Below are 9,225 nucleotides of genomic sequence, written 5' to 3' on the forward strand. Positions count from 1 at the left end.
CCGTCGCCGGCGACGGCGCCAGCGGGGCACGCAGGTCCAGCGCACGAGCGGCCGTCAACGCCTCGATCGCCAGGACCCGGGTCAGTCCGTCGACCGCCCGGCGCAGCTTCCGGGCCGCCGACCACCCCATCGACACGTGGTCCTCCTGCATCGCCGACGACGGAATCGAATCCACACTCGCCGGCGCCGCCAGCCGCTTCAGCTCCGAGACGATCGCCGCCTGGGTGTACTGGGCGATCATGTGGCCGCTGTCCACCCCCGGATCGTCGGCCAGGAACGGCGGCAGCCCGTGATTGCGGGCGACGTCGAGGAAACGGTCGGTGCGGCGCTCGCTCATGCTCGCCACATCCGCGACGACGATCGCCAGGAAGTCCAGCACGTACCCGACCGGCGCCCCGTGGAAATTACCGTTCGACTCCACCCGCCCGTCCAGCGTGACCACCGGATTGTCGACGGCGCTCGCCAGTTCCCACGACGCCACCCGCTCGGCGTGCGCGAGCGTGTCCCGCGCCGCCCCGGCCACCTGCGGTGCGCACCGCAACGAGTAGGCGTCCTGCACCACCGTGCAGCTGGGATCGGCGTGGCTCTGCACGATCTCCGAGCCGGCGAGCAACCGGACCATGTTCGCGGCGGCGCGGGCCTGACCGGGGTGCGGCCGCAGCGCCTGCAGGTCCGGGGCGAACACCCGGTCGGTGCCGAGCAGCCCCTCCACGCTCATCGCCGCCGTGACGTCGGCCAGACGCAGCAGCCCGTGCAGGTCCTCGCACGCCAGCACCAGCATGCCGAGCATGCCGTCGGTGCCGTTGATCAGGGCCAGCCCCTCCTTCTCCTCGAGGACGACCGGTGCGAGACCGGCGGCGGACAGCGCCTTCGCGGCCGGCATCGACTCGCCGTCCGCGTCCCGCACCGTGCCCTCACCGATCACCGCGAGCGCGACGTGCGCCAGCGGCGCCAGATCGCCGGAGCACCCGAGGCTGCCGTACTCGTGGACCACCGGAGTAATCCCCGCCGACAGGAGCGACGCGTAGATCTGCGCGACCTCCGGCCGCGCGCCGGTCCTGCCGGTGGCCAGGGTCGACAGCCGCAGCAGCATCAGAGCACGCACGACCTCGCGTTCCACCTCGGGACCGTTTCCGGCGGCATGCGAGCGCACCAGACTGCGCTGCAGCTGCGTCCGCAGCGCAGAGGGTATGTGCCGGGTGGCGAGGGCCCCGAAACCCGTCGAGATCCCGTACACGGGCTTCGGATCCTCGGCCAGCGCCTCGATGCGCCGCCGTGACTCGCTCATCGCAAGGAGCGCGTCTTCGGACAGCGTCACGGCAGCGCCTCGGCGAGCAACACTGAGCACCTGCTCCGGTGTGACAGCTCCGACGCCGACTACGACGGTCTCCTCGGCTCGTGCACAGTCGTCTCCATGACGCGCAACGGTATCGACGCTCATACTTTTTCTTCCCTTCGGAGGTGTGGATTCTGGACTCGGTCGAGCAGTCGTGTGCGCTGATCTCGATCGAGGGCGAGTTCCGCCCCGACCGCTGCCATCGCCATTGCCCCGTCCAGTACCGCTTCGTCGGCGGACGGGGACGTGCCGTGCAATGCGAACTCGGCCGTGTGGTGTGCGGCATCACCGACGTCGTACCCGATGGTCGGGTGGATGGCGGGTAGCACGTGGGAGATGTTTCCCATATCCGTCGACGCGATGTGGTCGCCTGCCCGGGACAGGGCGGTCCGGCCGCGGGTGCCGATCGCCCGGGAGTATGCGCGGGTCATGAAATCGTCCTGCCGCAGTTCCGCGAAGTCCTCGCCGCAGGGTGTGATGCTGACGTCCGTGCCCGTTGCGAGGGCACCGGCTTCGAGACACGCTCGCACTCTCGCCTGCACCTGCCGGAGCTTGGTCGTCGATGTCGCTCGAATCTCCACTGCCACCCGAGCATTCGACGGAATCACGTTGCAGGCGTGCCCACCGTCGGTGACGATGATCGATACGACGAGGCCGGGCTCGAGTTGCTGACGCAGGAGTCCTACGGCGTTGTACGCCACGGCCACCGCGTCGAGCGCGTTGGCGCCCAGCCACGGGGCGGTCGCGGCGTGCGAGGACCTACCCACATATTCGGCCGTCCACTGGCTCATCGCCAGGGAGGATCCGCCCACCTCGTCTCGCCCGCCCGCGTGCACCATCATGGCGGCGGCGACATCATCGAATACGCCGGCTCGCAGCAGGATGGCCTTCCCGCCGCCCGCTTCCTCAGCAGGGGTTCCCACGAGCTTGACCCGGACATCCAGGGAGTCCGCCACCTCCGCCAACGCGATTGCCGCACCCACCGCGGCGGCGCCGTTGACGTTGTGCCCACACGCATGGCCGATCTCGGGAAGCGCGTCGTATTCGGCGCAGAAGCCGATGGTGAGAGCGCCGGTACCCTTGGTCGCGACGAAGGCCGTCGCCAGGCCCCCGACCCCTTTCGCCGTCTCGAACCCGGCACCCTCCGCGAGGTCGATGATCTTGGATACCGATCGATGTTCCTCGAACGCCAGTTCCGGCTCGTGATGGAGGCTGTGGCTCAGGGTGATCAGTGCGCTCGACCAGGTCTCCACAGAGGACTCGATCTTCGCCGCAACATCGGCTGGGACGAGCGTCCTTCGGTCCGTCATGAGAGGTCAGCTCCCTTGCGGTAGCACAGTCCGAGGCCGGCCCCCACGAGTGCGACCGCTGCACACACGCACCACAACCACACGTAGGACTGCAACGTGACGCCCGCGGAAGTGCTGGTCGCGGACAGGATTGCGCCGACAGTGGCCGCTCCGATCGCCGCACCCATCGAGAGCGCGAGTTCGTTGATCCCCGCCGCCATGGCGGTCTCGCGGTCGGGTACCGATTCGACGCACAGTGCGCGCGTCGAGGCCTGATAGCCGCCGAAACCGATGCCGAGTAGAGCGATTGCGGCGAGATACTGGGGCGCCGTCGAATGCCAGAGGAGCACACTGCCGAACGAGGCTGCGATCAGGGCGCCCGAAAGGGCAAGTGTCTGCCGTTCGCCGAGCCTGCGAAGCATTGTCGCTGTGGAGAGCGAACTTGCGAGCGCGAATACGTTGAGCGCCAGTGCGACGAGCGCAATCGAACGCGGCCCGTAAGAAAGGCCGAATCCGCTGTCGTCGGGTGAGGACCCGAGAAAGACCGCGTTCGCACCGAAGAAGCCGATCGTCGAGAAGGCCAGACAGAAGGTGACCCCGGAGACGACAGCCACAGGCGGGTGGACGAGCATGCGGAGATCCACCATCGGACACTTCGAGACCGAGTCGACGCCGATCCATGCGGCGAGACCGACGACACCCAGAGACATCGATCCGATCGTTTCTCCTGATGTCCATCCCCAGTCCGCACCGAGCGACAGCGCGGCCACCACGCCGGCGAGACCGAGCGAGAGCAGGGCGAAGGACAGGATCGGAATGCGGCCGCCCGACCGTGGAGCACCATCGGGGATGAGGAAGCCGGCGATCACCGCCAGGACCGCGACCGGTACCGCGACCCACAGCCCGAGTGTCGCCGACCGCTCGCTGAGCGAGCCCGAGACGACACCGCCGATGCCGACCGCCGCGGTGAGGACGCCGACCAATAGGCCGACTCCTGTGCGGCGACTCGCCGGCGCCTGGTGTCGCAGGATCCCGATCAGGAGCGGCATGAAGCCCACGACCGCACCCTGGAGAACGACACCGACCGAGATCGTCAGCACGCTCGGCGAGATCGCCATGATCAGTGACCCGGCAGCGACGAGGGCAATGGAGAGGCGGAGAAAACGGCGGTATCCGAACGAGTCGCCCAGTTTGGCGAGTAGCGGTGTCCAGATTGCGAACGCCAACTGAGACAGCAGATAGATCCTGGTCTGTCCGGATGCCGTGATCTGCAGGCTGTCGCCGAGTGAAGGCAGCAGTGGTGTGAGATAGCCCTGCGTGACGCCGCTGAGCAACTCGACGGTGGCCATCGAGCCCAGTAGTGCCCCTACCGGGAGCCGTCTGGCCCTCAGGTCCTCACCCACAACCGATATTGTTCGCATCATCGACCTCGACTTCGCTGTGCCTGGTTGTTCCAGGTTGCGCACCCGCGCTGCGACAACTCTCGGTGGCCCACCTCACTAATCTGGAAAGATGACCGGTTTCTCACAGAAGAGGCCCTGCAGAATGCCGGATGTAACGCCAGAGGTAGCAACCGAGCTCGATCTCGCCATCACCGACGCCCTCCAGCTCAACCCGCGGGTCGATTGGGCAGAGCTGGCTCAGACCCTCGGGCACACACCGAAGACCCTCGCGAGAAGGTGGAAGCTACTGACCGAACGCGGTTCCGCGTGGGTTGCGGTGGTTCCCGGCCCGGCATTCGTTCGCCAGGGATGTGCCACATTCCTGGCCGTCCAGTGCAGACCTCAGGCGAAACGCGACGTAGTCCGGGCACTCGTCGGCGAATCTGCTGTGGCGACCGTGTCCAGCACGACTGGCGCTGCGGACTTCCTTCTCGACGTGTTCGTTCCCGGCATCGCAGATCTCGCTCGGCTTCTCGACGACCGGATCGAACGAATCGACGGAATCACCGCGGTGACATCGATGGTCGCGCTGACCACCTACCGGGAGGGTTCGCGCTGGCGGGTCCAAGCGCTGGACCTGGAACAGTCCACTCGCCTGGTGCCGCCGACCCCCTCCACCCGTCGGACACCGCTTTCCTCACTCGACGACCTGGACCGGGCTCTACTTCAAGCCCTGGCGACGGACGGCCGGCAATCCTGGACCGATCTCGCCGCTCGGTGCGGGACGACCGGGCCGACCGCGCGCCGCCGAGTCGAGAGAATGACGGACTCGGGTCGTGTCGCCCTGCGGTGCGAGGGAGCCCCCGAACTTCTCGGGCCCATCGTGCCGACGACTTTCATGATGACCGTTCCGCCCGGTGAGCTGAACACAGCGGGAAACCTGTTGGGCCGCATGCCCAGATGTCGTGTCGTCGAGGCCGTCACAGGAACGTCGACGATCGTCGCCACCATGTGGTTTCGCGCGGCTGCCGAGATCGCGCCGTTCGAGGCCGCACTGACCCGCGAACTCCCGTCGCTCGTGATCACCGACAGGTTCATCACCCTGCACACGTACAAGAGGGGCGGACACGTCCTCGACCCCCTCGGCCGGACCACCGGCACGATCCCGCTGACGGCCTACTGAAGGGCGCCCGAACAACCGTCACGTCGGGCAGGTCACAACCGGTGCAATTCGACGTCGCCGAGTTCCCCGTCGCGGGCGGTGGCGGTCATGTACGTGCAGTGCGGCTGCCGCCGTCGATCGGTCGGTGATCCAGGGTTCAGCAGTCGCAGACCGGATTCGGTCGTGGTGTCCCAGGGAATGTGGCTGTGCCCGAAGATCAGGACGTCGGTGTCCGGGTAGGCCGCCGACATCCGTTTCTCCCTGCCGGCGGAGGCCCCGGTCTCGTGCACGACGGTGATGCGCACCCCGGCCAGGGTCACGTCCGCCCGCTCGGGCATCAGGGCGCGCAGTTCGTCGCCGTCGTTGTTGCCCCAGCACGCCACGAGCCGCGCCGATCGCGCCTGCAACGCCTCGAACGTGGGGAGATCGACCCAGTCGCCGGCGTGGATCACCACGTCGGCGCGGTCGACCTCGTCCCACACCCGAGCCGGTAGGTCGCGCGCCCGGTTCGGGACATGGGTGTCGGCCAGCAGCAATAACCTCACGGTCACAGTCTGCGCGAATCCGCACCCTTTCTCTGCATCCGCACCCGTTTTCGCGTGCGAAAGTGGTGCGGGTGCAGAAATAGGGTGCGGGTGCAGAAGTGGGTGGGAGTAAGTGCTTTACGCGCCCGCGAGCGCGGCGGCGTCCTCTGCCTGCAACAGCAGACCCATGTGCTCACGCATCCGCTGGGCGTCCGGCTCGAGGCCGGTGAAGATCCGGAAGGAGTCGACGGCCTGTCCGATGGTCATGCCGATTCCGCTGAGGGTCCGGGCGCCGATCTCGCGGGCGCGGGCGAGGAGTTCGGTTTCGGCGGGACGGTAGACGACGTCCGCGACCCACAGGTCGGGGCGCAGCAGTGCGGCGTCGAGTGCCATGCCGGGGTGGGCCGCCATGCCGATCGGCGTCGCGTGGATGAGGCCCTGGGCCGCACCGACCGCTGCGGGAACGGCGGAGAGGTCGCCGGCGGCGATCTCCCGGTCCGGGAACAGTTCGGCGAGCGAGTCGCGCAGATCCTTCGAGCGCGCGGCATCGGCGTCGATGATCGTGAAGTGTCCGACACCCCGGGTCAGCGCGGCGTAGGCGACGGCCGCGCCGGCGCCACCGGCCCCGAGTTGCACGACGCGGTTCATGGGCGCCCCTTCGAGACCCTCGTCCATGTTCCGCGCGAATCCGGACCAGTCGGTGTTGTGGCCGATCAGGCGCCCGCCGTCGATGTGGACCGTGTTGACCGCGCCGAGCTTGCGGGCGTCGTCGGACAGGTCGTCGAGCAGCGGAATGACGGCCTGCTTGCAGGGGTGCGTGATGTTGAGCCCGTTGAACCCGAGGAGCTTGGCGGCCGCCAGTAGCTGCGGCAGTCCCTCGACGCCCATGCCCAGCGTGTCGAGGTCGAGGATCCGGTACACGTATCCGACGCCCTGCGCGCGACCCTCGGCCTCGTGGAGCGGCGGGGTCAGCGATTTCGAGATCCCGGTGCCGATCAGACCGCACAGGTACGACGGGCGAGCGGTGGGGGCATCGAGGTCACGAGAGGTCATGGCGGTCACTTCCGGGAGAGGGCTGGGAGCTAATTAACTATCTAGTGAGTTATGTCACGGTAGCATACCTCCATACCGCGCGGAAGACAGCACAGGCAGGAGTTACACCGATGACACGAAGCGAGACGACGGGCGCGACCTCCGAGGTGGAGACGGTCAAACGGACCCGTAACCCCGAGAAGACCCGGGAGAACATCCTGCGGGTGGCGATGACGGAATTCGCCGACAAGGGGCTGACCGGCGCCCGCATCGACGAGATCGCGGCGAAGACCGCCACCACGAAGCGGATGCTCTACTACTACTTCGGCGACAAGGAGGGGCTGTACCGGGCAGTCCTGCAGCGGGCCTACGAGGAGATCCGCTACGAGGAGTCCCAGCTCGACGTCGACCACCTCGAGCCGACCGAGGCGATCCGCGCGCTCGCCGAGCTGACCTTCGACCATCACGAGGCTCACCCGGACTTCATCCGTCTCGTCGCGATCGAGAACACGAATCGGGGCGCCAACCTCGTCCAGGCCGAGGGCCTCCCCGAGACGCAGGCTCCGGCGATTCGCACGCTCGAGCGGATCCTCCAGCGCGGACAGGACGCGGGCATCTTCCGCACCGACACGACGGCGCTCGACATCCACATGCTCATCAGCTCGTACTGCGTCTTCCGGGTGGCGAATCGGTACACGTTCAAGGCTCTGTTCGACTGGGATCTGACCGGCGCGGAGAACCGCCCCCACCTGCGCGCAATGATCGGCGACGTCGTCCTGGCCTACCTGCAGCAGCCCGGGAAAGTATGAACTAACCATTTCGACCATTATTGACTCGAGGCTGTGACCTGGGTTACCTTGCTTCTACGACCTACGAACACCTGCTCTTCCGAGCCGCCAGTGTTCACATTCCTCGCTCCCCAGGAGTATCGATGACCATCGACTACGGCACCGGCGTCTCCGGTCGAAACGGTGACGGCAAAGGCCGCTCCTCCGTCGACCCCAACGCTGATCCCACCAATGCGAAGAAGGCCGCGAAGGCCGCCTTCTTCGGCAGCCTGCTCGAGTACTACGACTTCTACATCTTCGCCTCGGCTGCTGCGCTGGTGTTCCCGCACGTGTTCTTCGAGGGATCGAAGAATCCGCTGCTGCTGTCGCTGGCCACCTTCGGCATCTCCTACATCGCGCGTCCGATCGGCGCCGTGTTCGTCGGACACTTCGGCGACCGGGCCGGGCGCAAGAAGGTGATGATGTTCTGCCTGGTGCTCATGGGTGTCGTCACGTTCCTGATCGGCTGTCTGCCGTCGTCCGAGCAGGCCGGGATGGTCGGTCCGGTGCTGCTGGTGTTCCTGCGTATCTGCCAGGGCGTCTCCGCGGCCGGCGAACAGTCGGGTGCGGGCTCACTCACCCTCGAGCATTCCCCCGCCCACCGTCGCGGCTTCTTCTGCAGTTGGACGCTCACCGGCACTCAGGCCGGCTTCATCGTCGCGAGCCTCGCGTTCATCCCTGTCGCGGCGCTGCCCGACGAAGATCTCTACAGCTGGGGCTGGCGTGTCCCGTTCTGGTGCAGCCTCCTCGTCCTCGTCGTCGCCTACATCGTGCGTCGCAAGCTCGAAGAGCCCGAGATCTTCATCGCCAACAAGGAAGCGCTGGACGAGACGCCCGCCCCGCTGCCCATCGTCGACCTCTTCCGCACGCACTGGCGTGACGTTCTCCGTGTGGTCTTCTGCGCCTTCATCGCCGTCGTCAGCACCGTGTTCTCCGTGTTCGGCCTCGCCTACGCCACCACCCCCGAGATCGGCATGAGCCGCACCACCATGCTGTGGGTCGCGATCGCCGCCAACGCGGTGGCCCTGGTCTCGCAGCCGCTGTTCGGCATGCTGTCCGACCGGATCGGCCGCAAGCCGGTGTTCATCGGTGGCGCGATCGGTTCGGCCGCCGGAATCTTCCTCTACTTCGCCGCGATCGGCACCGGCAACGTGGCCATGATCTTCCTCGCGGGCATCCTGCTGATGGGCGGCGTCTACGCCGGGACCAACGCCATCTGGCCCGCGTTCTACGCCGAGATGTTCTCGTCGCGGGTTCGCTACTCCGGAATGGCGATCGGCACGCAGCTCGGTTTCGCCCTCGCCGGGTTCGCACCGACTATCGCCCAGGCACTGCGCGGCGCCGACCCCAAGAACTGGGTGCCGGTGGCGATCTTCACCGCCGTTTGCGCACTGATCGCCGCGGCCTCCGCCTCCACGGCCAAGGAGAACTCCCGCACTCCGCTGCTCGACCTCGACAAGGAGGACGTCGCGCTCACGAAGGCGAAGGCGAACGCAAAGGTCTGATCCACTCGGAAACGAACGATGCGCCCGGCACGTGTGCCGGGCGCATCGTCGTGTCGGTGCCTAACGCCGCAGTTCGTGGGTGAGTGCTTCGAGTTCGTCGCCGCCGGCCATCTGCTGGGTGAGTTCTTCGAGGCTGATCTCGTCGAAGGTGCAGTCCAGTTTCTGCCG

General features: G+C 67.1%; 8 protein-coding genes and 1 pseudogene. 3 read left to right on the forward strand and 6 right to left on the reverse strand.

Going from position 1 to position 9,225, the window contains the following annotated elements; genetic code table 11:
- From hutH to AZG88_RS05780, 3 genes are all read right to left on the reverse strand, one after another.
- On the reverse strand, positions 1–1,441 hold a 1,441-nt coding region (hutH, locus tag AZG88_RS05770), incomplete at its 3' end, for a histidine ammonia-lyase (protein WP_061697176.1).
- Positions 1,438–2,646, reverse strand: a complete 1,209-nt coding sequence (locus AZG88_RS05775) for an amidohydrolase (protein WP_082833242.1) — start codon at positions 2,644–2,646, stop codon at positions 1,438–1,440. The genes AZG88_RS05775 and hutH, both read right to left, overlap by 4 nt.
- On the reverse strand, positions 2,643–4,028 hold the full coding sequence (locus AZG88_RS05780; protein WP_025432950.1) for an MFS transporter: 1,386 nt from the start codon (positions 4,026–4,028) through the stop codon (positions 2,643–2,645). Before AZG88_RS05780 ends, AZG88_RS05775 begins: the two co-directional genes overlap by 4 nt.
- 142 nt (positions 4,029–4,170) lie before the next feature.
- Here AZG88_RS05780 and AZG88_RS05785 point away from each other — a divergent pair, with 142 nt between their 5' ends.
- Complete coding sequence (locus AZG88_RS05785; RefSeq protein WP_197487785.1) at positions 4,171–5,190, forward strand: Lrp/AsnC family transcriptional regulator; 1,020 nt, start codon at positions 4,171–4,173, stop codon at positions 5,188–5,190.
- A gap of 32 nt (positions 5,191–5,222) precedes the next feature.
- Here the strand turns inward: AZG88_RS05785 and AZG88_RS05790 are convergent, their stop codons facing one another.
- Together AZG88_RS05790 and AZG88_RS05795 are read right to left on the reverse strand one after the other, a co-directional pair.
- The gene (locus tag AZG88_RS05790) at positions 5,223–5,714 is read right to left on the reverse strand and encodes a metallophosphoesterase family protein (RefSeq protein ID WP_061697179.1); all 492 of its coding nucleotides are present in this window, start codon (positions 5,712–5,714) and stop codon (positions 5,223–5,225) included.
- Between the two features lie 117 nt (positions 5,715–5,831).
- A complete protein-coding gene (locus AZG88_RS05795; RefSeq protein WP_025432953.1) occupies positions 5,832–6,746 on the reverse strand; it encodes a shikimate dehydrogenase in 915 nt (304 codons plus the stop codon).
- 110 nt (positions 6,747–6,856) lie between these two features.
- Here AZG88_RS05795 and AZG88_RS05800 point away from each other — a divergent pair, with 110 nt between their 5' ends.
- Together AZG88_RS05800 and AZG88_RS05805 are read left to right on the forward strand one after the other, a co-directional pair.
- Entirely contained in the window at positions 6,857–7,534 is a 678-nt protein-coding gene (locus AZG88_RS05800) for a TetR family transcriptional regulator (protein ID WP_061697174.1), read from the forward strand.
- Between the two features lie 122 nt (positions 7,535–7,656).
- Positions 7,657–9,057 (forward strand): MFS transporter, encoded by a 1,401-nt coding sequence (locus tag AZG88_RS05805; protein WP_061697175.1) that lies wholly within the window; start codon positions 7,657–7,659, stop codon positions 9,055–9,057.
- Positions 9,058–9,117: 60 nt separating this feature from the next.
- Here the strand turns inward: AZG88_RS05805 and AZG88_RS51550 are convergent.
- A pseudogene (locus AZG88_RS51550) lies at positions 9,118–9,225 on the reverse strand (ATP-binding cassette domain-containing protein); the annotation flags it as partial.

Source organism: Rhodococcus sp. LB1 (assembly GCF_001583455.1).
Taxonomy (GTDB): Bacteria; Actinomycetota; Actinomycetes; order Mycobacteriales; family Mycobacteriaceae; genus Rhodococcus_F; species Rhodococcus_F opacus.